Origin of the sequence: Xanthomonas albilineans, from assembly GCF_002939705.1 — a bacterium.
Classification (GTDB): Bacteria; Pseudomonadota; Gammaproteobacteria; order Xanthomonadales; family Xanthomonadaceae; genus Xanthomonas_A; species Xanthomonas_A albilineans.
This window is the reverse complement of sequence record NZ_MDCB01000004.1, coordinates 212,568-235,376: the sequence shown is the minus strand read 5'-3', so window position 1 is coordinate 235,376 and position 22,809 is coordinate 212,568. Positions and strand designations below refer to the sequence as shown.

Here is a 22,809-nt window from a genome sequence, read left to right as displayed (position 1 = left end):
GGAAACGCGATCTCCGGCCGGCCTTTTCCAGCGTAACCGTTTGATTTCCCACGTCGCGTGGTGGCCGCAAGGCGACCGGGGCCGCCGTCTCCCAGGCTATGGGCGACCCAACCTGCGGATCCTTCCGCAAGAGCCCGGCTGTCCATGGCCGGACTTCCAACACGATCGAGGTGCGTAATGTCCCGCGTATGCCAAGTGTCCGGCAAGCGTGTGCAGACGGGTAACAACGTCTCCCACGCCAACAACAAGACCCGTCGTCGCTTCCTGCCCAACTTGCACGAGCGCCGTTTTTGGGTCGCCAGCGAGAACCGCTGGGTCAAGCTGAAGGTTTCCGCGCACGCGCTGCGCACCATCGATAAGAACGGCATCGACACCGTTCTGGCTGAGCTGCGTGCGCGCGGCGAAAAGGTTTGAGGAGTAACCCATCATGGCAGGCAAGCGCGATAAGGTCCGTATGATTTCCTCGGCCGGTACCGGTCACTTCTACACCACGGACAAGAACAAAAAGAACACCCCGGGGAAGATGGAATTCCTCAAGTACGATCCGGTCGTGCGCAAGCACGTCCTGTACAAGGAAGGCAAGATCAAGTAATCGGCTGGTCGCAGAATCGCCATTGTTGATCGACACACAACCCGCCACCTGGCGGGTTGTGTGCGTTTGGGTCCGACGCAGGGCCGACGGGGTCTGGCGGCGAGACTTGCGTTTGCCCGCATAGTCCGCAGAATCTGGCGACCTGGGTTGCGAGCATTGCGATGTTGCCGGTCTGGTTGGAAGGCACGTGGCTGTTGGCGTTGGACTGGCTGATCCGGCTGGTGGCGTTGTTGTGGATTCCCACCCGCACCACTCCCGGCGCGGCGCGCAGCTGGTTGCTGCTGGTGGGGTTCGTGCCGCTGTTGGGGCTGCCGTTGTACCTGCTGTTGGGTCATCCTTGGCTGTCGCGCGAACGCGTCCGCCGCCAAGTGCTGGCCTCGCAGGTGATTCGCGAGCAGCAGGGGCCGCTGACCGCGCTGCGCTGGACGCCGCCAGCCGATACCGTGGTCGCCGAAGTGGTGCCGTTGGTAGAGCGTCAGGGCGATTTCATGCCCACCCACGGCAACACCGTGGAATTGCTCGACCGTTACGCGCCATCGTTGCAGGCGCTGATCGAGGACATCGAGACGGCGGTCGAGCGCGTGCATCTGCTGTACTACCTGATGTTCGACGATGCGGTCGGCGATGCGGTGGTCGCGGCCCTGCTGCGCGCCGCCGCACGCGGTGTGCGCTGCCGCCTGTTGCTGGATGCGCGTGGCGGCCGCCGCGCCCTGCGCCGCTACCGCATCCGCCTGCATGCGGCGGGGGTCGAGGTACAGGCGCTGTTGCCGGGCGGCCTGCGCTGGCGCCGCAGTGGGCGCATGGATCTGCGCAATCACCGCAAGATCGCGGTGATCGACAACCGTGTTGGCTATATCGGTTCGCAGAATCTGGCCGCGCCGGACTTTGTGCCCGGCCATCCCAACCGCGAACTGGTCGCGCGGGTGCAGGGGCCGGTGGTCGGGCACCTGGAAGCGGTGTTCGCCAGCGATTGGTTCATCGAGACCGGGCAGCGCCTCAGCGTGGGGGCCGCCGCCACGGCGCGCGGTACCGGCGTTCCGACGCAACTGCTGCCGAGCGGGCCGGCCTATCCGTTCGAAAACGCGCGCGATACGGTCAATGCGCTGATCCATCAGGCGCGGCGCCGGATCGTGATGGTGACGCCGTACTTCGTGCCGGACGAAGTCACGCTCAGCGCGCTGCGCATCGCCGCGCTGTCTGGCGTGGAGGTACAACTGATCCTGTCCGAGAGCAACAATCAACCGCTCAGCGCCTGGGCACAGGAGGCGTGCTACGACGAACTGCTGCGCAGCGGGGTCAAGATCGCGTTGTATCGGCCGCACTTTCTGCATGCCAAGCACTTGAGCGTTGACGAGAGCATTGTCCTGGTCGGCTCGATCAATCTGGACATTCGCTCGTTCGCACTGAACGCGGAGATTGGCATGCTCTGCTATAGCGCCGAGGTGTTGCAGCGGCTGCGGGTGGTGGAAGCGGAATACCTGGCCGATGCGCGGGTGCTGTCGCTGGAGACATGGCGCAAGCGGCCGGCGTGGCGGCGCAGTCGCGAGGGGATCGCGCGTCTGGCCGATGCGCTGATGTGAAACGTGCCGCCGATGCGCGCATGATGTCGGGGCCATGCGCGAGCGTTCGTTGCCCCCTGGGTTTTTTGCCATCGGCCTGGCATGCGAGGCCTTCGCTTACAATTGCCGAATATGAGCGAGCTTCTGCCCAGCAAACCGATTGACGATGATTGCGATGTTGCCATCATCGGCGGCGGCGCGGCTGGTGTTCTGGCTGCATTGCATCTGCTGCACCAGGCCGACGGCCCGCTGCGCTTGCAACTGATCGAGTCGCAGCCAGCGCTGGCGCAGGGCGTGGCCTATGCGACGCCTCGCGCGGAGCATCTACTGAACGTGCCGGTCGGGCGGATGAGTGCCTTCGCCAATGCGCCCGAGGATTTTCTCGATTGGTTGCAGCACCAAGCGCTGTATCCGGAACTGACGCGCGATGCGTTGGCGCAAGCTTACGTGCAGCGTCGCCATTACGCCGTCTATCTGCGCACGCGTCTAACGCAGGCGCAGGCGACGCGCCCGGCGCGCTTGCAGTGGCGTCAGGCGCGGGTGCTGGCCATGCAACCGGATGCGGCCGGCGGACACATGCTGCACTTGCACGATGCTCGTCAACTGCGCGCCGGTGCCACGGTGCTGGCGCTGGGCAACAGCCTGCGTCCGTTGCCGGCACGCGGTGCCGCCAGTCTGTCCGAGTCGATGCGGGTGGAAGCCTGGAACTACCCGCAGTTATGCGAGATCCCCCGCGAGGCGACGGTGTGCATCGTCGGTTCCGGCCTGAGCATGGCCGACAGCGTGCTGACGCTGCTGAGCAACGCCCATCGTGGTCTGGTACACGTGGTTTCGCGACATGCGTTGCTGCCGCTGCCGCATGCTGCGCACGGCACGCCGGCCGAATTCGATCCGCAAGCGTTGCTGGCGCTCTCGTTGCGCCAGCGGCTGCGCGCGTTGCGCGGTTACGCCGCCGCCGCGCAGGCGCACGGACACCCCTGGCAGAGCGTGATGGATCGGGTGCGGCCGTTCGGCCAGGCGCTGTGGCAATCGCTGTCGGCGACCGAGCAACGCCGTTTCCTGCGGCATACGGTGCGTTACTGGGACGTGCACCGGCATCGCGTCGCTGAGCCGGTATACGCGCAGTTGCAGGAGATACACCGTAGCGGCCAGTTGCGCGTGCACCGCGCGCGGCTGGAGAGCGTGTCTGCGGTCGATACCTGCGTGCAGGTCAACGGAATGGGCGCCGATGGTGTTCCGTTGCAATTGCAGGCGCATTGCGTGATCAACGCCACCGGCGTGGAGTTGCGTGTGCAGACCATTCGCAATCCGCTGCTACACCAGCTATTGGGCAGCGGCCATGCGCAGCAGGGGCCGCATGGGATCGGCCTGGCGACCGGCACCGATGGCGCGTTGCTCGATGCCAACGGTCGCGCCGATCCACGGATCCGCGTACTGGGCAGCTTGCGCATCGGCAGCCTGTGGGAAAGTCTGGCGATTCCCGAACTGCGGATGCAGGCGCAGGCGACCGCGCAGGCGTTGCTGAGCCTGGAACTGCCGCTCGCGCGGATTTCCTGACGCTGTCCTGCTTGCTCCGGCCACGGGAGCAGCAGGTTGCCGTGCGGAATGCTGTCGCCAACCGCGCGACGTGCATCGCCGCCCATGCGCTGCCGCACCGGCTAAAATGCTTGGGTGGATGTCTCTCATTTACTCGACGATCTGAACCCCGCCCAGCGCGAGGCCGTCTCCGCACCGCCCGGTCATTATCTGGTCCTGGCCGGTGCCGGATCCGGCAAGACGCGCGTGCTCACCCATCGCATCGCCTGGCTGCACGAGGTGCATGGTGTGCCGGTGCATGGCATGTTCGCGGTCACCTTCACCAACAAGGCGGCCGGCGAGATGCGCCATCGCGCCGACCTGCAGTTGCGCAACGGCAGCCGCGGCATGTGGATCGGCACCTTCCACGGCCTGGCCCACCGCCTGTTGCGCCTGCACTGGCAGGATGCGCGGTTGCCGGAGAGCTTCCAGGTTCTGGATGCCGACGACCAACTGCGGCTGGTCAAACGCGTAGTGCAGCAACTGGAGCTGGACGAGGGCAAGTTCCCGCCCAAGCAAATCGCGTGGTGGATCAACCAGCAGAAGGACGAAGGCCGCCGCGCGCAGCACATCCAGCCCGAGCCGCACGATGTCTGGATCAACACCCTGCGCAACGCCTATGCGCTGTACCAGGAGCGCTGCGACCGCGCCGGACTGGTCGACTTCGCCGAGTTGCTGCTGCGTGCGCACGAGTTGCTGCGCGACACGCCAGCGTTGCTGGCGCATTACCGTGCTCGCTTCGCTGAGATCCTGGTCGATGAATTTCAGGACACCAATGCCATCCAGTACGCGTTCGTGCGCGTGCTCGCCGGTGACAGCGGCCGTGTGTTCGTGGTCGGCGACGACGACCAGGCCATTTACGGATGGCGCGGCGCCAAGGTTGAGAACGTGCAGCGTTTCCTCAAGGATTTTCCAGGCGCGCAGACCATCCGCCTGGAGCAGAACTACCGTTCCAGCGCCAACATTCTCAACGCCGCCAACGCGGTGATCGCGCACAACCCCGATCGCATCGGTAAGCAATTGTGGACCGATTCGGGCGATGGCGAGCCGATCGACCTGTATGCGGCGTACAACGAAGTGGACGAAGCGCGCTATGTGGTCGAGCGCGCGCGCCAATGGGTGCGCGATGGCGGCAGCTACAGCGAAGCCGCCGTGCTCTATCGCAGCAACGCGCAATCGCGTGCGTTCGAAGAGGCGTTGCTCGCCGAGCAGGTGCCGTACCGCGTGTATGGCGGCATGCGCTTCTTCGAGCGAGCCGAAATCAAAGATACGCTGGCCTATCTGCGCCTGGTCGCCAACCGCGCCGACGATGCGGCGTTCGAGCGTGCGGTGAATACGCCGGCGCGCGGCATCGGCGACCGGACCCTGGACGAAGTGCGACGGCTGGCGCGTGCGCAATCGCTGTCGCTATGGACTGCCGCGCAACACGCCGCGCAGCAGGGCGGCGAACTTGCCGCGCGCGCGCGCAATGCGCTGGGCCAGTTCCTCGGCCTGATCGAACAACTGGCCGTGGAAGTGGCCGACCTGTCGCTGCCCGAGCAGATCGATCATGTGCTGGCGCGCTCGGCGCTGCGCGATCACTGGAGCAAGGAAAGCCGCAGCGGGCTGGATTCGGAGTCGCGCACCGACAACCTCGACGAACTGGTTTCGGTGGCTTCGCGCTTCGTCCGTGTCGACGCCGAGGATGATGCTGACGAAGCGCGCCAGGCGATGAGCGAATTGGTCGCGTTCCTGGCCTATGCCGCATTGGAAGCCGGCGAAGGTCAAGCCCGGGCCGACGAGGACGGCGTGCAACTGATGACGCTGCATTCGGCCAAGGGCCTGGAATTCCCGCTGGTGTTCCTGGTCGGCATGGAAGACGGCCTGTTCCCCAGTGCGCGCTCGTTGGAGGAAAGCGGGCGCCTGGAGGAAGAGCGGCGCCTGGCCTATGTCGGTATCACCCGTGCTCGCCACACATTGGTACTCAGCTACGCCGAATCGCGCCGTATCCACGGCCAGGACAATTACAACGTTCCGTCGCGCTTCCTCCGCGAGATCCCGCGCGAGCTATTGCACGAGGTGCGACCGAAGGTGCAGGTCTCGCGTAGCGCTTCGTTAGGTGCGCCGCGCAACCCGGGGCATCCTCGGATCGAGGCGCCGGCGATCAAGCTCGGCGCCAATGTGCAGCACCCCAAGTTCGGTGGTGGCGTGGTCATCGACTACGAAGGCAGCGGCGCGCACGCGCGCGTGCAAGTGCAGTTCGACGAGGCCGGCGCCAAGTGGCTGGTGATGGCCTACGCGAATCTGACGGTGCGCTGACGGAGCCGTTAGCCGGGCGGCCCGTCGCGGTGTTCAGCGGGGGCGCTTGTGGGCGATGCAGGATGCCTTGGGCGATTCATGGTCAGTGCCGCGCGGCGATGATCTGGCTCAGGTAATCCGGCGTGCCATTCACTCGCACCAAGTGTGGATATTGCAAGCCGTCGTGGTAGTGCACCGCGACGTCGCGCAGGCTGCCTTGGTATTTCAGTGTCAGCACGATCGGTGCGGTGCCGCCCTTGGCCTCGGCGATGGCTTGCTTGAGCGTATCGCGCGAGTAATCCTGGCCGTTGACCGCCAGCAGCGTGGCGCCGGTGCTGATCCCGGCCTTGAACGCCGGACCATCCCACAGCACGTCGTTGATGCTGGCGTCATCGTTCATTACCAGGCCGATCGACCAAGCGAAGTTGTAGCGGTGTCGCGCCGATGGGTGGCTGCCGTCGTATTGCTTCTCGAATTCGCTGGGTTGGTCGGTGTACACCAGTTTCCAGCCACTGGCTTGTAAGCCTTCCAATAGCGGTGGATCGACCGCGTACACGCGGCGCTGGAGGTAAGTGGTCCAGTCGAAGTGGGCGACGTCATCGAGCGCGGCGACGACGTCGTCGAAGCTGTAGGTCTTGACCGCATGGCTGCCGTCGTCGACGCCGAAAAATGCTTTGGCCACGTCGTCCAGCGACTTGCGTCCACCGCTGAGCGCGCGCAGTTTGGCGTCCACTGCCAGCCAGACCATCTGCCCGCCGCTGTAGTAGTCCTCGCTCATCTGCCAGCTGCGGTAGGGCAGCGGCGCGCGATGCGCGGCGGTGGGGTCGTTGGTAGTGTCTTGCAGGGAGCGCCAACGGAATCCGGCACGGTTGCGATCGTAGTTGGCCGCAGTCATCGCCAGCGCGTCGCGGAACTGTTGCGGTGTCCACATGCCGGCGCGCGCGGCCAGCACGTAGCCCCAGTATTGGGTCTGGCCTTCGTAGACCCACAGTAGCGAGTCGCCCATCGGCACGTTGAAGGTCGGTGTCCACAGGTCGGCCGGACGCCGGAACTTGCCGTTCCACGAGTGGGTGTACTCGTGTGGCAGTAGGTCGCGGTCGGCTGCGTTGTCGGCCCAGGCGCTGAAATAGTCGGCGCCCAGCCCGTTTTCGCTGGACTGGTGGTGCTCCAGTCCGTTGCCGCCGAGCACGTCGGACAGCGAGAACAGGAAGTCGTAATGGTCGTAGTGTTGGGAGCCGAACAGCTTGATCGCCTGCACCGGCAGGTTGCGGTGTGCCTGTCGCTGTTCCGGGCTGATTTCCAGGAACCTGGGCGCATCGGCGACCATGTCTAGGTGAACCGGCGCGCTACCGGGGGGCGTCAGATCCACGCGCTTGAAGTAGCGTCCGGCGTAGATCGGCGAGTCGACCAATGTGGTGAAGTCCACCGGTTTGAAGATAGTCGTGGCGCCGCTGTGACTGGCGGTCTCCAGCGCCGTGCCGAACTCCCATCCGGCCGGCAGGATCACGCTCGGCGCCACCGTGATCTGGCGCGTGTCGTGGCCAGCCGGGTATAGCGCGACCTTGTTCCATTCCAGTTGCAGCATTTTGTCGGTCATTTCGAAGCCGTCGTCGCGGGGCGACAGGTACTGGAAACTGGCTTCGATCGCGCGCACGCCGTCCGGCACATCCACATGAAAGCTGTAGACGTCAAATGTGTCGCGACGCCATGGCAGCGGCTTGCCGTTGGCGGTCAGAGTGAGGCCGGCCAGCATCGCCACCGGCCCGCTCGGCGAATGGTCGCCGGGAATCCATTGCGGATATTGCAGGGTCAGCTGCCCAGCGCCGACCGGGATGGTCTCGTGGACCCGGTAGATGCCCTGGCGTACGTCGCCAGCGTCCACCTGCAGCGTGATGGTGCCGGGGTAGGGGGTGTCCCGCGGTGCGGGCACGTCGGCGGTACGGGCAGCCTGCGCATGCGCGGTGCCGCTCACAGCCAGGGCGATGCCCAGCGACAACGCCAGGTCGAGGCAACGAAAGGCAGGACGGAAGGGCGCGGGCATAAACGGCTCCTGGATGGGGGAATGCGGTGCAGGACGTTAGCATCTGTGACCAGCGTCGGCGCGACTTACTTTGTGGCCAGGCACTGCTGAGTCATGCAAGGAGGGGCCAGGCGCATCGGTCCAGCCGTTGCGGTTTGCCCCGATGCGTTTCAACGACAGCGGCGTGATCGGTGACGGGTGTCATTGCGCATCGTTGCAGTTGCCTCGATCGGGCGGGCGGCATAGGAATACACGGCCTGTCGGCTGGTGCGCGCATGGCCGGCAAGCCGATGCGTCGGTTGAACCCGCTCGTGACTGAATTTGATCTGGCTCAAGGCGTGCAGTCCACAGCGGGTGTGCAATGCTGCTGCTGTCGCCGCATACGGCGCCACCGGAGCACACCATGTACCAGCGCATCCTGATTGCCATCGATGGTTCTGAGTTGTCCGCCAAAGGCTTGCAGCATGGGCTGGCGCTGGCCGCCAAGCTCGGTGCGCAGGTGGACATCCTCACGGTCTCCGAACCGTGGGCCATGGGCATGTACGATGCCATGGGCTGGGGCGTGGGCTATGAGGCCAGTCCCGGATACCGTCGCGACCGCGAGGCCAGCGCGCAGTCGATCCTGGCGCCGGCGCTCGCCGCCGCCGCGGCTGCCGGCGTGACCGCGCATGGCCGTCACCTGCTCGACCGTTATGCGGCCGAGGGGATCATCGACATGGCCATCGACTGTGCCAGCGACTTGATCGTGATGACCTCGCATGGCCGTCGCGGTATGAGTCGGATACTGCTTGGCAGTCAAACGGCGGAAGTGTTGGCGAACAGCAAATTACCGGTGCTGGTGATTCGCTGACGTCGAGGCGGGCGCGGGGCGCGCCGGCTCGCTCCGCGCCAAGTGGTCGCCCGCGGCAGGCGTCCGTCGAGGACATGGCCCGTGCATCGGTTGCAGGCGACCGACGCGCCTCGACAGCGCGATGTACGGCCGGGTGCGCGTCCGTCGTATTGCGGCAGCACGCGCATTCCCGCGCTGGGCCGCATCAGGCAGGGGCAGTCCGGAGCCGGACCGTGCAAGCCCAGCGTCAGGCGTGCCGCCCAGTCGATCAAGAGCGGGCGAGAGCGCTGCAATGCGCGTGACGCAGCGCGCCGTACATGCACATCGAGGACCACGGCACGGATGACCTGCCACGTCCCCTGCGCGGACGTGCATTGCCGCGTGCGCGCAGGGTGAGGCAATCGCATCGCGGCGCTGTCCGCCCACATCCTCCGTGTGGCAGGCCGATGTCAGCGATTTGCCGATGGGCCGCACTGTCGACACCGCCGATGCTGGACGCCGATGCCGTAGCGGTGCGCGCGCCTGCATTGCGCCGCTGGGACGGCGTCCTTCCAGCCAACGGAGCCTGCCTATGTCCATTCTCGCGTTTCATCCGCCACATCTGGCCCATCACTTCCCCCAGGGCGTGCATGCGATCGAGCACCCTGCTGATACGTTTCCCGATCGCGCCCAGATCGTCGCAGCCTTGCCGCGCACCGATCAAGGTGAAGTGCAGCTGCATTACGACACGTTGTGGATCGGCGGCGGCCACGGCGATGTCGACGATCAGGGCGCACCGATCCAGTTCAACGGCTGCCGCAATGTCGCCGTGTTCCAGCGCTTCATCGCGGATCTTGTCGATATCGGCATCCGCACGCCGGCGCTGATCGTCGATACCTGCTTTTCGCTGGCTTCCCTGCCGCAACTGGCCCCCCTGCTCACCGAGGACGGTGTGTTCGCCGGTTGGTCGTGCATCTGCGCCACTACCCGCAACGAATTGCTGGCATCGCACCGGTTGCCGGCGCTGGTGGAGCAGACCGAGACCGCGCTGGCCGAAGTGACCACGGCGGCGTCCAGCCAAGTGGTCTACCTGGCACCCGACCGGGTGCTGATCCGCCATGCGCGGTTGACCGCGAGCGCGGGCGGCATGGAAGCCAACGACCTCCCCGATGCCGAGGCAACCCTCGCCCGCGTAGGCAGCTTGACCTGGCAGCACAGGCCGCTGATCGCCACCGACCAGCCCATCGAGGGCCACGACGCGTTCATCGACCGCCTGCGCCAACTCTGACCGGCCCTGCGCTGGCGCCCATCCGGGCATCCACCCAACACCAGAGGACTTTCCCCATGACCACCTACACCAACAACAACACCGGCACGTTCAGCAGTGCCAGCAGCAAGATCCGCGACCATGTGCTCGAAGATTACTTGGCGGCGAAGATCGCCAACTATGTCGGCATCCGTCGCGACGACGTCAACGACGCTACCGTGATTCGAATCCCTGCCAACTACGCCAACAGCGAAGGCGTGATCAAGGGCATGGAACTGGTCAAGGGCCTGCGCGTGGACCTGCAGGCCGCGCAGGTTCACGGCGGTAACAGGTACGCGACCTGGCAGGTGCAGTGGGGCACCGGCAGCGGTGGCAAGAACGGCGGCGCCTATGCCGGTGTGCTGATGCGGGTGGATACCGACTTCACCTTCGCTGAGTTCCGCCAAGCGATGCGCGAGAGCTTCGGCTACACACCGGGCGCCTATTGCCGGCTCGATCCCTGACCGGCCCGGCAAACTTCCCGCCAATGTCTCGCCGTCGCAGCGCGCGTCACCAGCTGTAGAGCTTCCAGTACACCGGCGAGACGTTGTCCTTGTTGCCGTCCATGTGGCCGTCGCCGTTGCGGTCGTACAGGTAGTAGGCCGGGCCGCGCGCCGGGGTCACCTTGACCATGCGCAACTGGCCGGCGATGCGGTATTCGTCCACGGTGTCGCCGTTCTCCATTTTGCGTTGGGTCACTTGCGCGCCGCGCATGTCCATCGGCGCGCCGTCCGGGCCAGTGCCGGTGGAGGCGCAGCCCGCCAGTAGCAATAGCGGGATCAGGATCAGGGCTTTCATCGCAACGTTCTCCACGGGCAGGGGGATGGTGGCCGATTATGCGCTGTGCGACCGTATTCGGTGCGCGCAGGGCGGCAGCGTAGAATTGGCCGATGAGCCGATTAGTCCTGATCGACGGGTCCAGCTACCTGTATCGCGCGTTTCACGCGCTCCCGCCCTTGACCAATGCCGCCGGTGAACCCACTGGCGCACTGTTTGGCGTGCTCAACATGCTGCGCGCCACCTTGAAGGAGCGTCCCGAGTACGTCGCCTTCGTGGTGGATGCCCCGGGCAAGACCTTCCGCGACGCGCTGTACCCGCAGTACAAGGCCAACCGTCCGCCGATGCCCGACGAGCTGCGCGCGCAGGTCGAGCCGATGTGCCAGATCGTGCACGCACTCGGCATCACCATTTTGCGCGAGAGTGGAGTGGAGGCCGACGATGTGATCGGAACCTTGGCCCTGCAAGGCGTTGGCGATGGCATGGATGTGACCATCTCCACCGGCGACAAGGATTTCGCCCAGTTGGTGCGTCCCGGCGTGCAGTTGGTCAACACCATGAGCGGCAGCCGCATGGATTCGGATGCGGCGGTGATGGAAAAATTCGGTGTGTTGCCGCACCAGATTGTCGATCTGCTGGCGCTGATGGGCGACACCATCGACAACGTCCCCGGGGTGGAGAAGTGCGGACCCAAGACCGCGGCCAAATGGCTGGCCGATTACGGGTCGCTGGACGGGGTAATCGCCAACGCCGACGCGATCAAGGGCAAGATCGGCGACAACCTGCGCGCGGCGCTGGGGCGACTGCCGCTCAACCGCGATCTAGTCACGATCAAGACCGACGTGGTGCTGTCCGGCGGCCCGCGCACGCTGGGCCTGCGCGAGCCGGAGCCGGAGCAGTTGCGCGGCTTGTACCAGCGCTACGGCTTCACCCAGGCGTTGCGCGACTTGGACGGTGGCGTGGCGGCTCCGTACGTCGCCAGTGAGGCCAGTCCCAGCCTACGCGGTACCGCGGCTGGCTATGCCCGTGCCGCCGCCGCGCCCGATGGTGCGCTGGACCCGGCGTTGGCCGCGAAGGGCTACTACGCCGCGGTCACCACTGCCGAACAGTTCGATGCGTTGCTGGCGCGCTTGCGCGCCGCCGACGGCTTCGCTTTCGACACCGAAACCGACGCCTTGGACGCGATGCGCGCCAATCTGGTCGGACTTAGCTTCGCCATCGAACCCGGTCATGCCGATTACCTGCCGCTGGGTCACGACTATCCCGGTGCGCCAGTGCAGTTGGACCGCGTGCAGGCGCTGGCGGCGCTCGCACCGCTGTTGGAAGATCCGGCCAAGCGCAAGGTCGGCCAGCACGGCAAGTACGACCTGCATGTGCTGCGCCGCCACGGCGTGCAGGTGCGCGGGTATGCCGACGACACCATGCTGGAGAGTTTCGTGCTCAACTCCACCGCCAGCCGCCACGACATGGATTCGCTGGCCAAGCGCTACCTGGGTTACGACACGATCAAGTACGAGGACGTGGCCGGAAAGGGGGCCAAGCAGATCGCGTTCTCGCAGGTGGCCATCGACGATGCCACCGGCTATGCCGCCGAAGACGCTGATATCACGCTGCGCTTGCACCGGGCGTTGTCAGCGCAATTGGATGCCGAGCCGGCGCTGGCGCGGGTGTACCGCGAGATCGAAATGCCGCTGGTGCCGGTGCTGACCCGCATTGAGGCCAACGGTGTGTGCGTGGATATCGCCGAGCTGCGCAAGCAGAGCCAGGTGCTGAGCCAGCGGATGCTGGCCGCCCAGCAAAAGGCGGTCGCGTTAGCCGGGCGGAGTTTCAATCTGGATTCGCCCAAACAGTTACAGGCGGTGTTGTTCGACGAACTGAAGCTGCCCGCCCTGTTGAAAACTCCCAAAGGCCAGCCCAGCACCAATGAAGAAGCACTGGAGGCTATCGCCGACCAGCATGAACTGCCGCGGGTGATCCTGGAATACCGCGGCCTGGCCAAGCTGCGCAGCACTTACACCGACAAGCTGCCGGAGATGGTCAACCCTGAGACCGGGCGCGTACACACCAGCTATCATCAAGCCGGTGCCGCGACCGGGCGGCTGTCCTCTTCCGATCCGAACCTGCAGAACATCCCGATCCGCACCGAGGATGGCCGCCGCATCCGTCGCGCCTTCGTCGCCCCTCCCGGCCGCAAGCTGATCGCGTGCGACTATTCGCAAATCGAACTGCGGATCATGGCGCACCTGTCCGAGGATCCGGGCCTGTTGCGCGCTTTCAGTCAAGGCGTGGACGTGCATCGCGCCACCGCCGCCGAGGTCTTCGGGCGCACCTTGGAGCAGGTCAGCGCCAACGAGCGCCGCGCCGCCAAGGCGATCAATTTCGGCTTGATGTACGGCATGAGCGCGTTCGGCCTGGCGCGTAATCTCGGCATCGGCCGCGGCGAGGCGCAGGACTACGTGGCGTTGTACTTCAGCCGCTACCCGGCGGTGCGCGATTTCATGGAGCGCATGCGCGAGCAGGCGCGCACCCAGGGCTACGTGGAGACCCTGTTCGGTCGCCGTCTGTACCTGAACGACATCAACGCCAAGCAGCAGGGCTTGCGCGCTGGCGCCGAGCGCGCCGCGATCAACGCGCCGATGCAGGGCACCGCTGCGGACATCATCAAGCGCGCCATGGTCAGTGTGGACACGTGGTTGCAGGATCACCGCGCGCGTGCGTTGATGATCCTCCAGGTACACGACGAACTGGTGTTCGAAGTCGACGCCGACTTCGTCGAGATCCTGTTACCCGAGGTGACCTGGCGCATGGCCGCTGCGGCAGAGTTGAAGGTGCCGTTAGTGGTGGACAGTGGCGTGGGCGATAACTGGGACGAGGCGCATTGAGCTATGCGACCCGCAATGCGGCGGTCCCCCAACGACATCCTGCAGTCAGCGCCTTTGCGCAGGGAGTACGGCATTTTTGTTGTTTGTCGGGCGAATGTTTTGGAATGAATCCGTCCTAAACACGACGAATTCTTAACCGCAATTTTCACGAATGAGAAAGGTGAAAAATGGTCTTATGTGCCTCGACAGGCGCAATGCCTGTCGCGGATCTTCTCCCATCCCCTGGAGCAGATCTAGGAACGGAGACTCCTCCCCAAGTCTGCGTTCCCTGGCCCCGCTGACCCACCCCTGGTCCGCGGGGCCTTTTTATTTAAGCTTGAACCTATATCTTTATGCTCGCGTAAACGCTGGCAAGTCAAGGGATGGGGATTACGCCGCGCCGCTTTGTTCGAGTTTGATAGATCCCATCATTCAGCGACTATGTCTGCGCACCGTCACGACGTGTGCAGCCTGCAGTGCATCGCTGTGTTCGTGCACAGCGGTACGTCCAACTATGAAATCGAGCAGCCACTCGGCCTGAAATGCGCTGATCTGCGGCCGCCATTTTTCTGCGGTCGTTGGCTTGCGACAAACACCTTAAGCGCGTGTTTCACGCCGAGGGCGCCATGCGTGCCTGGGCGCGCGGTGACGTGCTCAGGCCAGCCAGTCCCGTGGCACCAGATATTCGGCCAGACGCGCTTCGGGGCTGCCGGGTTCCGGCTGGAAGCCGTATTCCCAGCGCACTCGTGGCGGCAGGCTCATCAAGATGCTCTCGCTGCGGCCGCCACTCTGCAGGCCGAACAGCGTGCCGCGGTCGTAGACCAGATTGAATTCCACGTAGCGCCCGCGCCGGTAGAGCTGGAACTCGCGCTCGCGCTCGCCCCAGGGCAGGGCGCGGCGGCGCGCCACGATCGGCAGGTAGGCATCCAAAAAACCATCTCCCACCGCACGTTGGTAGGCGAAATCGCGTTCGAAATCGGCATGCAGATCGTCGAAGAACAGACCGCCGACGCCTCGGGTCTCATTGCGGTGTTTGAGGTAGAAATACTCATCGCACCAGCGTTTATGTGCGGGGTATCGCTCGGCGCCGAATGGCGCACACAAATCGTGCGCGGTCTGGTGCCAGTGGCGTGCGTCTTCGTCGAACGGGTAGTAAGGGGTCAGGTCGAAACCGCCGCCGAACCACCAGGCCACGGTTGCGCCTTCGCGCTCGGCCTCGAAGTAGCGCACGTTGGTGTGGGTGGTGGGGATATACGGACTGAGTGGATGGAACACCAGCGACACCCCGACCGCGCGCCAGGAAGCGCCGGCCAGTTCTGGGCGGTTGGCGCTGGCCGAGGGGGGCAGGCGCGTGCCGGACACGTCGGAGAAGCCAACCCCGGCCTGCTCGAACACCGCGCCATCGCGCAGAATGCGGGTGCGGCCGCCACCGCCCTCGGCGCGCTGCCACACGTCTTCGGCGAAACGGGCCTGGCCGTCGGTCGCCTCGACGGTGGCACAGATGCGGTCTTGCAGCCCAGTGAGATAGTCGCGGACACGGTCGAAGGTTTGCATCCCCCTATTCTAGAAGCTTGTCGCCTGGGCGTGTGCGTGATGATGCGCGGTCCGTTGTCGAGCACGCACCGCATTCAGCCGGCACTGCGATCGGGGCCATCCGGGTGAACACTGTCGGCTTGCTGCGCGTGGTGTCGCTCAGCGGCGGAAGGCGCTACGCAGCGCCGGGCGCGAGAGCTGGTACACCAGCCAGCCGTGCAGGACGGCGAAAACAAGCGCGGTGAGCAGTGCGCTGAACAGGACGGTGATGCGGCTGGAGTGCAACTGGTGCTGCATGTGTGCATCGAAGCCGTGTTGCGGCGCCCATGCTTGCAGCATGTCGAATAATTGCCACAGTAGCGGCAACATCGCGAAATTGGCCACGGCGGTGACCACTAGGAATGCCACGAATACGCGCCGTGCCCATTCGTGTCGTTGTAACAAGGCCCATGACGTCGCGCACAACGCCAGCGCCAGCGTCGCTGCCAGCCAGGACAGTGCGATCGCATGGGTCATGCACGTGTGCAGCCACGGCGGCAACGGCAGTCCAAACGGCTGCAGCATCGTTTCGATGTTGCCATCGGGTAGCGCCATCAGCGTCAGTGCCTGCGCCAGCGCGGACAGCAGCGACAGCACGCCAAGCAAGAGCGTGATCTTGCCCATCGCATCGATCATCTGGTGACCTGCGGGGTGCAGCGGAGGTGGCGACATTGGCGATCCCTCGGTTGGGTGGATGGCGTAGTGTGCTGCCGCGCATCGGCAAAGATAGAGGTTGCTTGCACAGGCACAAGTGGCGTGGGCGTGTGCGTCATGTGCAGACACGGCGCATGGTCTGGCAGTCGTCATCGCGCATCGTCGCAGACGAGGCGGCGCGGTCATCCGCGCCACGCCGCGACCGCGACAGGCACATTGTGCCGACACCCAGCGCAGGGTGCGTGATCGCCTACTTGAGTTCCTGCTCGAACAATTTCAGGATCCGCTTGTATTCGTCCAGCCAGGAATCGGCGCGGGTAAAGCCGTGTCGTTCCAACGGATACGGCGCGATCTCCCAATTGTCCTTGTGCAGTTCGATCAGCTTCTGGGTCATGTCGACCGAGTCCTTGAAAAACACGTTGTCGTCGATCATGCCGTGGGCGATCAATAGGTGATCGCGCAGTCCGCTGGCGTACTCGATCGCCGAAGAGGTGCGGTAGGCCTGTGGGTCAAGATCGGGAGTGTTGAGGATGTCGGCGCTGTATTCGTGGTTGTACTGGCTCCAGTCTGCCACTGGACGTAGCGCGGCGCCTGTCTTGAATGTGCCGGGGCTGCGAAACAGCGCCATATAGGTTATGAAGCCGCCGTAGGAGCCGCCGTAAATGCCGGCACGGTGACGGTCGCCCTGCTTGGTGGCGACCAGCCAATCCAGGCCGTCCAGATAGTCCTCCAGTTCCGGATGGCCCATGTCGCGGTAGATCGCGGTGCGCCAGTTGCGGCCATAGCCGGCGCTGGCGCGGTAATCCAGGTCGAGCACGATGTAGCCCTTCTGCACCAGCAGGTTGTGGAACATCTGCTCGCGAAAATACGGGGTGTAGCGTACCGAGACGTTCTGCAGGTAGCCGGCGCCATGCACGAACATCACCACCGGGTAGCGTTTGCCGGGTTCTGGATGTGGCGGGCCGTAGTACTTGCCCCAGACCGTGCCGGCGCCATGGGTGGACGGTATCTGCACGAATTGCGGCTGGATCCACGGACGTGCCTTGAATGCGGCGCTGCGGGTATCGGTAAGCACGCGTGCGCTGCCGCCATTGGCGGGCAACACCGCCAATTGCGGCGGCAGATAGGCGCCGGAGTAGTGCACCAGCAGGTGTTGGCCGTCTGGCGAAAGTGCGAAGTCCTCGACACCTTCGAGTGAGGTCAGCTCGACAACGCTGTCGTCGCGCAGATCCAGCTTGCACACCTCGTAGTCGCCCGGCCATTTGCGGTTGCACAGGAACAAGAAGCCCTGGCCATCGGCGCTGATCACCGGCGCGGACACCTCCCAGTTGCCGGCGGTGCGTTGGCGCGGTTTATCGGTGCCATGTTGGGTGTACAGGTGCGCATCGCCGGATTGCTCGGACAGCAGCCACAGCGTTTGGTTGTCCGGCATCCAGCCGAAATCGTTGAAATTCCAGTTGATCCAAGCAGGATCGGTGAGGCGATGGCGCGGCTGCAGCACGGCCTTATCCAGGTCGACGCTGGCAATCCAACGGTCCTTGTTGTCCACCGCGCGCAACATCACCGCGACGTTGCGGCCATCCTCGCTCCAGTGCATCGTCGCGCCGCTGCCATCGCCGTCGGTCTCCACCCGTATCGCACGTGGCCCGTGCAGCGGTTCCTGCTTGGCGGCCTTGCGCAGTGCGGCCAGTGGGTCGTTGTGGATGCCGGGCAGGACGGCGAAGTCGAGTTTGCGCGCGCTGCCCGCGGCGATATCGACTAACCAGAGGTTCTGCGCCAGCGGTGGGTTGCGACCGACGCGAGTGCGCACTTCTTGGAATTCTTCGTAACCCGATTCGGTCACGTACTTGGGCATCTTGCCCTCGCGACCTTCGTCGGCGCCCTTGGCGTGGGTCACCACCAGTAGATGGCGACCGTCCGGCGACAGTGCGCTGTCGTCGATGACGACGTCCTCGCCCAGATACACCGGTGCCGGCGCGCGGCTGCCGTCGGCACGCCGCCAGGCTTGCTCTTGTTGCCGCAGCAAATCGCGCTGCGCGCGATCGCGCGCCAGGGTTTCCAATGTACGCAGTTGCTGCGCACGTAGCGTGTCCAACTTGGGTGCGGTGTCGGGATCGCGTTCGGCCTTGAGTAGCGCCGCTTGCGCGATGCCGCTGTCGGGATTCCAGCGGTACCAGTCGTTGCCGACCCGCCACAGTGCGCCGCCGTCGGTGCTGAACTGCGGTCTTGCGGCCGCTTGATTGCTGCGGGTCAACTGGGTCAGCGCGCCGCTGCGTAGATCGCGCAGGAATACATCGCCATTGCGTACAAACAGCATGCGTCGGCGTGCTGCGTCGTAGACCGGGTTGGCCGCATCGAGCGTGCTGCGTTGCGTATCCTCGATCCGCTGCGCGGTGCTGCCGTCGATCCCCTGGCGGTAGGTGTCGCGCACCGGGCTGCCGTTGCGCTTGAGTTTGTATTGCACTTGACGTCCGTCCCAGGCCCACCAGGCGTCCTCGACCGGCGGCCCGATCCAGTCCGGATCGGCCATCGTTTGTTCGATGGTCAGCGGGGCCACATTCTGAGCCGCAACCAATGGCGGCAAGCAGGACAGGGATAGCAAAACAACGGCGCTCAAGGCTAAGCGACACATCGGGATGTTCCGGACGAAAAGCAAACGATAAGCGTAACAGCCGTCTGGAGCGAATGCTGGGATTGGGAATGGGGAATTGACGATTCGCACAAGCGCGCGTCCCGACGCGTCCATGTTCATGGCATCACAAAAAACGGTGCCCGTTTTTCTTTTTCCGAATCCAGAATCTGGGCGTTTTCCGCCCTGCGATGCGGCATTCTTTCACATTCAATTTTACGCCGCAGCGACAACAATAGACGCTATTGTAGTTTCTTTAGGGGCAGCCTCAATGGACGCTCTTTTGCTTTCGCGCATCCAGTTCGGATTCGTCATCAGTTTCCACATACTGTTCCCGGCCTTCACCATCGGCCTGTCGAGCTGGCTGGCGTTCCTGGAGTGGCGCTGGCTGCGTACTCGCGACACGGTGTGGCGCGATCTGTACTTCTTCTGGCTGAAGATCTTCGCCGTGTCCTTCGGCATGGGCGTGGTCAGCGGTATCGTGATGAGCTTCCAGTTCGGCACCAACTGGGCGGTGCTCAGCGAACGCGCAGGCAACATCATCGGTCCGCTGCTCAACTACGAGGTGCTGACGGCGTTCTTCCTGGAGGCCTCGTTCCTGGGGGTGATGCTGTTCGGTTGGCACAAGGTCCCGGAGAAGTTGCATTTCCTCTCCACTTGTCTGGTAGCCATCGGCACGCTGATCTCCACGTTCTGGATCCTGTCGGCCAACAGTTGGCTGCAGACGCCGGCCGGTTATGTCATCGTCGACGGCGTATTCCATCCGGCCAACTGGGGCGAGGTGATCTTCAATCCGTCGTTCCCTTATCGGCTCACTCACATGGTGCTTGCCGCGTTCATCACCACCTGTTTCGTGATTGGCGGGGTCAGCGGCTGGTACCTGCGCCGCGGCGAGCATGTGGACGCGGCCGGGCGCATGCTCAAGCTGGCGGTGGCGTTCGCCGCGATCGCGCTGCCGCTGCAAATCGCTGCCGGCGACGCGCATGGCCTGAACACGCTCGAACACCAGCCGATTAAGGTGGCCGCTATGGAGGCACACTGGCACCGCGAGGCGCCGGGACAGGGCGTGCCGTTAGTGGTGTTCGCGGTGCCTAACGAGGCTGAAGAGCGCAATGACTACGCGTTGACGATTCCGCACCTGGGCAGCGTGATCCTTACCCACACCTTGAATAGCGAAATCACGCCACTGACCGCGGTGCCGGCCGACGAGCGGCCGCCGGTGAAGCCGGTGTTCTTTGCTTTCCGGGTGATGGTCGGGCTGGGCATGGCGATGCTGCTGCTGGCATTCGTGTCGCTGTTCTTCTGGTGGCGTGGCACGTTGCTGTGCCGGCGCGGGTTGCACCTGGCATGGAACGTGATGTTGCCGGCCGGTTTCGTGGCCTTGCTCGCTGGTTGGTTCGTCACCGAGATCGGGCGTCAGCCTTATGTGATCTACGGTCTGCTGCATACCCGCCATGCGGTCAGCCCGATTATCAGTCCGGCGATGGTGTGGATCTCGCTGGGTGTGTATGTGGTCGTCTATGCGCTGGTGTTCGGTTTTGGCAGTTGGTACATCCTGCGGATGCTGCGCCACGGGCCGTTGCCGCACGAGCCGGCACCGCGCCTGCACGACGGCGGCAAGACTCCTGCGCGGCCGCTGTCGGTGGTCGACGACGACATCGAGGAGACGTGCTGATGGACATGGCGACCGTGTTGCCGGTGATCTGGTTTGGTGTGATCGGCTTCGGTGTGCTGATGTACGTGCTGCTGGACGGCTTCGTGCTCGGCCTGGGCATCTTGGCGCCGTTCGCCGAAGACGAGGGCCAGCTCGACCTGATGATGAACACCGCCGCGCCGATCTGGGATGGCAACGAGACCTGGCTGGTGCTGGGCGGCGCCGGTCTGCTGGCGGCGTTTCCGAAGGCGTATGCGGTGGTGCTGTCGGCGCTGTACTTGCCGGTGCTGCTGATGTTGATCGCGCTGGTGTTTCGCGGCGTGGCCTTCGAGTTCCGCTTCAAAGCGCGCAGTTCCAAGTACTTGTGGGGCTGGGCGTTCGCGCTGGGGTCGCTGTGTGCCGCGTTCTGGCAAGGGGTGATCCTGGGGGCGCTGGTGGAGGGCATGCCGCTGCAGGACGGCAAGTACCTGGGCGGGGTGCTGGGCTGGTTCAGCCCGTTCTCGATGCTCACCGGCGCGGCGCTGGTGTTCGGCTACGCGTTGCTCGGCGGCAGCTGGCTGATCCTGAAGACCGAAGGCGCGATGCAGCACATCGCCCGCACCCTGACCCGGCCGCTGGTGCTAGTGGTGGTGGTGTTCATGGGCCTGGTCAGCGCTTGGCTGCCGTTCCTGGATTCGCGGATCATGGCGCGCTGGTTCCACGATGGGAACTTTTGGTGGCTGTCGCCGGTGCCGCTGCTGGTGCTGGTCAACGCGGTGGCGCTGTGGCGCGTGGCGATGGCACAGGGCCGCGATGCGCGCCCGTTCGTGCTGACCCTGTGCTTCTTCGTGCTCGGCTTTTTCGGCCTGGTGCTGGGCATCTGGCCGAACATCGTGCCGCCCGGGTTGACCATCTGGGAGGCGGCTTCGCCGCCGTCCTCGCAGGGGTTCGTGCTGGTCGGGCTGGCGCTGCTGCTGCCGGTGATCTTGGGCTATACCGCCTGGTCGTACCGGGTGTTCCGCGGCAAGATCACCGCCGACACCGGCTATCACCACTGACGGCCGTACCGGCGGCGGCCAGTGCTGCACCGCCTGCTTGCCAGGTGGTGCGGTGCCGGCCAAGCTAGAGGCTCCCCGCGCCGTGCGGGTCATCGCCCGTCCGAGCTTCCGTTACGCATGTCCGCCGTCTCCGCCTCGTCCCTGCTGCATCCGCTCGCCGTTGGCGACGCGGAGCGTCCGCTGGCCTTCGCCGACGGCGAACACATCGATCTGGCCACCTTCCTCGGCCACGTGCGCGGCCTGGCTGCGGCGTTGCCGTCCGGCCAGCATGCGCTGAACCTGTGCGAGGACCGCTATCGCTTCATGGTCGCGTTCTGCGCAGTGGCGCTGCGCGGGCAGACCTCGCTGCTGCCGTCCTCGCGTGCTCCAGCGGTGGTCGCCGAGGTGCAGCGCACCCATCCCGATGGTTACTGCCTGGGCGATCTGTCCATGGTCGATGCACCGCCCGGCTATTGGCAGTTGCCGGAGCCGCTGCCGACCCTGGACGGCCCGATGCCGCAGTTGGCCGATGATGCCCTGGTCGCGATCGGCTTCACCTCTGGTAGCACCGGCGTGCCCAAACCCAATCCCAAGACCTGGGGCAGCTTCCTGACCAGCACCCGCCAGGATCTGCTGGCGTTGGCGGGGGTGTGGTCCGCCGACGCGGTACCGCAGGTGGTGGCGACGGTGCCCCCGCAGCACATGTACGGCATGGAAATGTCGGTGCTGCTGCCCCTGGTGACGCCGCTGGCGGTGCATGCCGCTCGCCCGTTCTTTCCCGAGGACGTGGCCAGTGCGTTGGCCCAGTTGCCGGTGCCGCGTTTGCTGGTGACCACGCCGGTGCATCTGCGCGCCCTGGTCGAATCCGGTGTCGAGCTGCCGCCGTTGGCCGGCATCGTCTCGGCGACCGCGCCGCTGGCACAGGAATTGGCGGCGGCGGCGCAGGCGCGTTTCGGTGGCGAAGTGCGCGAGATGTTCGGCTCCACCGAGACGTGCATCTTCGCCAGCCGGCGTACCGCGCAAGAGGTTTCATGGACGCCGCTACCGGGCGTGCGGGTGTTGCCGCAGCCGGACGGCACCCTGGTTCATGCGCCGCACCTGGCTCAGCCGGTGTTGCTGGCCGACCTGATGGAGGTGGATGCTCAAGGCCGTTTTCAGGTGCGCGGGCGCCAGGCCGATCTGCTGGAGATCGGGGGCAAGCGTGCGTCGCTGGCCGATCTGACCCGCCGCCTGCTCGCGCTGCCTGGCGTGGTGGACGCTGCGATGTTGCAACTGGACCCGGAGCCTGGACAGGCAGTGGGCCGCATCGCGGCGGCGGTGGTCGCGCCGACATTGGATGAAGACGCGATCCTGGACGCATTGCGCCGCGAACTGGATCCATTGTTCCTGCCGCGCCGCCTGCGCCTGCTCGACGCGTTGCCGCGCAACGAGACCGGCAAGCTGCCGCGCGAGCGCATGCTGGCGCTGCTGGCGGGCGTGCGCGAGGGTTGAGCGGGTTTCGTCAGCAAC

17 protein-coding genes are annotated in these 22,809 nt (G+C 65.1%); 12 read left to right on the top strand and 5 right to left on the bottom strand.

Annotated features, from left to right (window positions below):
* The first annotated feature begins 177 nt into the window (after nucleotides 1-177).
* The 5 genes from rpmB (at nucleotide 178) to uvrD (ending at nucleotide 6,024) form a co-directional block, all read left to right on the top strand.
* Complete coding sequence (gene rpmB, locus XalbCFBP2523_RS05725; RefSeq protein WP_010342733.1) at nucleotides 178-414, top strand: 50S ribosomal protein L28; 237 nt, start codon at nucleotides 178-180, stop codon at nucleotides 412-414.
* A gap of 10 nt (nucleotides 415-424) precedes the next feature.
* Nucleotides 425-592, top strand: coding sequence for a 50S ribosomal protein L33 (gene rpmG / locus XalbCFBP2523_RS05720; RefSeq protein WP_169411268.1), 168 nt, complete (start codon nucleotides 425-427; stop codon nucleotides 590-592).
* A 161-nt stretch (nucleotides 593-753) separates the two neighbouring features.
* Entirely contained in the window at nucleotides 754-2,172 is a 1,419-nt protein-coding gene (gene cls / locus XalbCFBP2523_RS05715) for a cardiolipin synthase (protein WP_045765071.1), read from the top strand.
* A 111-nt stretch (nucleotides 2,173-2,283) separates the two neighbouring features.
* Nucleotides 2,284-3,708, top strand: coding sequence for an FAD/NAD(P)-binding protein (locus XalbCFBP2523_RS05710; RefSeq protein ID WP_045765072.1), 1,425 nt, complete (start codon nucleotides 2,284-2,286; stop codon nucleotides 3,706-3,708).
* A gap of 114 nt (nucleotides 3,709-3,822) precedes the next feature.
* Nucleotides 3,823-6,024, top strand: a complete 2,202-nt coding sequence (uvrD, locus tag XalbCFBP2523_RS05705) for a DNA helicase II (protein ID WP_045765073.1) — start codon at nucleotides 3,823-3,825, stop codon at nucleotides 6,022-6,024.
* Between the two features lie 82 nt (nucleotides 6,025-6,106).
* Here uvrD and XalbCFBP2523_RS05700 read toward each other — a convergent pair whose 3' ends face one another.
* Entirely contained in the window at nucleotides 6,107-8,044 is a 1,938-nt protein-coding gene (locus XalbCFBP2523_RS05700) for a M61 family metallopeptidase (protein WP_045765074.1), read from the bottom strand.
* A gap of 382 nt (nucleotides 8,045-8,426) precedes the next feature.
* Here XalbCFBP2523_RS05700 and XalbCFBP2523_RS05695 point away from each other — a divergent pair, with 382 nt between their 5' ends.
* From XalbCFBP2523_RS05695 to XalbCFBP2523_RS05685, 3 genes are all read left to right on the top strand, one after another.
* On the top strand, nucleotides 8,427-8,873 hold the full coding sequence (locus tag XalbCFBP2523_RS05695; protein WP_012914678.1) for a universal stress protein: 447 nt from the start codon (nucleotides 8,427-8,429) through the stop codon (nucleotides 8,871-8,873).
* Between the two features lie 550 nt (nucleotides 8,874-9,423).
* Entirely contained in the window at nucleotides 9,424-10,119 is a 696-nt protein-coding gene (locus XalbCFBP2523_RS05690) for a hypothetical protein (protein ID WP_045766581.1), read from the top strand.
* A gap of 56 nt (nucleotides 10,120-10,175) precedes the next feature.
* Nucleotides 10,176-10,601 carry a hypothetical protein gene (locus XalbCFBP2523_RS05685; RefSeq protein WP_045765075.1) on the top strand — a complete coding sequence of 142 codons (426 nt, stop codon included), beginning with the start codon at nucleotides 10,176-10,178 and terminating at the stop codon, nucleotides 10,599-10,601.
* 46 nt (nucleotides 10,602-10,647) lie between these two features.
* Here the strand turns inward: XalbCFBP2523_RS05685 and XalbCFBP2523_RS05680 are convergent, their stop codons facing one another.
* Nucleotides 10,648-10,935, bottom strand: coding sequence for a DUF2782 domain-containing protein (locus XalbCFBP2523_RS05680; RefSeq protein WP_045757557.1), 288 nt, complete (start codon nucleotides 10,933-10,935; stop codon nucleotides 10,648-10,650).
* Nucleotides 10,936-11,027: 92 nt separating this feature from the next.
* On the opposite strand from XalbCFBP2523_RS05680, the gene polA reads away from it, so the two are divergent.
* Nucleotides 11,028-13,796 carry a DNA polymerase I gene (gene polA, locus XalbCFBP2523_RS05675; RefSeq protein WP_045765076.1) on the top strand — a complete coding sequence of 923 codons (2,769 nt, stop codon included), beginning with the start codon at nucleotides 11,028-11,030 and terminating at the stop codon, nucleotides 13,794-13,796.
* Nucleotides 13,797-14,429: 633 nt separating this feature from the next.
* Here the strand turns inward: polA and hemF are convergent.
* From hemF to XalbCFBP2523_RS05660, 3 genes are all read right to left on the bottom strand, one after another.
* Nucleotides 14,430-15,329 (bottom strand): oxygen-dependent coproporphyrinogen oxidase, encoded by a 900-nt coding sequence (gene hemF, locus XalbCFBP2523_RS05670; RefSeq protein WP_012914683.1) that lies wholly within the window; start codon nucleotides 15,327-15,329, stop codon nucleotides 14,430-14,432.
* A gap of 138 nt (nucleotides 15,330-15,467) precedes the next feature.
* A complete protein-coding gene (locus XalbCFBP2523_RS05665) occupies nucleotides 15,468-16,019 on the bottom strand; it encodes a hypothetical protein (protein WP_045765077.1) in 552 nt (183 codons plus the stop codon).
* Nucleotides 16,020-16,251: 232 nt separating this feature from the next.
* Complete coding sequence (locus XalbCFBP2523_RS05660; protein WP_045765078.1) at nucleotides 16,252-18,633, bottom strand: S9 family peptidase; 2,382 nt, start codon at nucleotides 18,631-18,633, stop codon at nucleotides 16,252-16,254.
* Nucleotides 18,634-18,901: 268 nt separating this feature from the next.
* On the opposite strand from XalbCFBP2523_RS05660, the gene XalbCFBP2523_RS05655 reads away from it, so the two are divergent.
* From XalbCFBP2523_RS05655 to XalbCFBP2523_RS05645, 3 genes are all read left to right on the top strand, one after another.
* A complete protein-coding gene (locus XalbCFBP2523_RS05655) occupies nucleotides 18,902-20,305 on the top strand; it encodes a cytochrome ubiquinol oxidase subunit I (protein ID WP_045765079.1) in 1,404 nt (467 codons plus the stop codon).
* Nucleotides 20,305-21,321 (top strand): cytochrome d ubiquinol oxidase subunit II, encoded by a 1,017-nt coding sequence (cydB, locus tag XalbCFBP2523_RS05650; RefSeq protein WP_045765080.1) that lies wholly within the window; start codon nucleotides 20,305-20,307, stop codon nucleotides 21,319-21,321. The genes XalbCFBP2523_RS05655 and cydB overlap by 1 nt, the downstream gene beginning before the upstream one ends.
* Nucleotides 21,322-21,438: 117 nt before the next feature.
* Nucleotides 21,439-22,791 (top strand): AMP-binding protein, encoded by a 1,353-nt coding sequence (locus tag XalbCFBP2523_RS05645; protein WP_045765081.1) that lies wholly within the window; start codon nucleotides 21,439-21,441, stop codon nucleotides 22,789-22,791.
* Nucleotides 22,792-22,809: the final 18 nt, after the last annotated feature.

What these genes read in the sequence shown, in the direction of transcription:
- rpmB (WP_010342733.1), top strand. Translation starts at nt 178, where the DNA reads ATGTCCCGCGTATGCCAAGTGTCCGGCAAGCGTGTGCAGACGGGTAAC.
- cls (WP_045765071.1), top strand. Translation starts at nt 754, where the DNA reads ATGTTGCCGGTCTGGTTGGAAGGCACGTGGCTGTTGGCGTTGGACTGG.
- XalbCFBP2523_RS05710 (WP_045765072.1), top strand. Translation starts at nt 2,284, where the DNA reads ATGAGCGAGCTTCTGCCCAGCAAACCGATTGACGATGATTGCGATGTT.
- XalbCFBP2523_RS05700 (WP_045765074.1), bottom strand. Translation starts at nt 8,044, where the DNA reads ATGCCCGCGCCCTTCCGTCCTGCCTTTCGTTGCCTCGACCTGGCGTTG.
- XalbCFBP2523_RS05695 (WP_012914678.1), top strand. Translation starts at nt 8,427, where the DNA reads ATGTACCAGCGCATCCTGATTGCCATCGATGGTTCTGAGTTGTCCGCC.
- XalbCFBP2523_RS05690 (WP_045766581.1), top strand. Translation starts at nt 9,424, where the DNA reads ATGTCCATTCTCGCGTTTCATCCGCCACATCTGGCCCATCACTTCCCC.
- XalbCFBP2523_RS05685 (WP_045765075.1), top strand. Translation starts at nt 10,176, where the DNA reads ATGACCACCTACACCAACAACAACACCGGCACGTTCAGCAGTGCCAGC.
- XalbCFBP2523_RS05680 (WP_045757557.1), bottom strand. Translation starts at nt 10,935, where the DNA reads ATGAAAGCCCTGATCCTGATCCCGCTATTGCTACTGGCGGGCTGCGCC.
- polA (WP_045765076.1), top strand. Translation starts at nt 11,028, where the DNA reads ATGAGCCGATTAGTCCTGATCGACGGGTCCAGCTACCTGTATCGCGCG.
- hemF (WP_012914683.1), bottom strand. Translation starts at nt 15,329, where the DNA reads ATGCAAACCTTCGACCGTGTCCGCGACTATCTCACTGGGCTGCAAGAC.
- XalbCFBP2523_RS05665 (WP_045765077.1), bottom strand. Translation starts at nt 16,019, where the DNA reads ATGTCGCCACCTCCGCTGCACCCCGCAGGTCACCAGATGATCGATGCG.
- XalbCFBP2523_RS05660 (WP_045765078.1), bottom strand. Translation starts at nt 18,633, where the DNA reads ATGTGTCGCTTAGCCTTGAGCGCCGTTGTTTTGCTATCCCTGTCCTGC.
- XalbCFBP2523_RS05655 (WP_045765079.1), top strand. Translation starts at nt 18,902, where the DNA reads ATGGACGCTCTTTTGCTTTCGCGCATCCAGTTCGGATTCGTCATCAGT.
- cydB (WP_045765080.1), top strand. Translation starts at nt 20,305, where the DNA reads ATGGACATGGCGACCGTGTTGCCGGTGATCTGGTTTGGTGTGATCGGC.
- XalbCFBP2523_RS05645 (WP_045765081.1), top strand. Translation starts at nt 21,439, where the DNA reads ATGTCCGCCGTCTCCGCCTCGTCCCTGCTGCATCCGCTCGCCGTTGGC.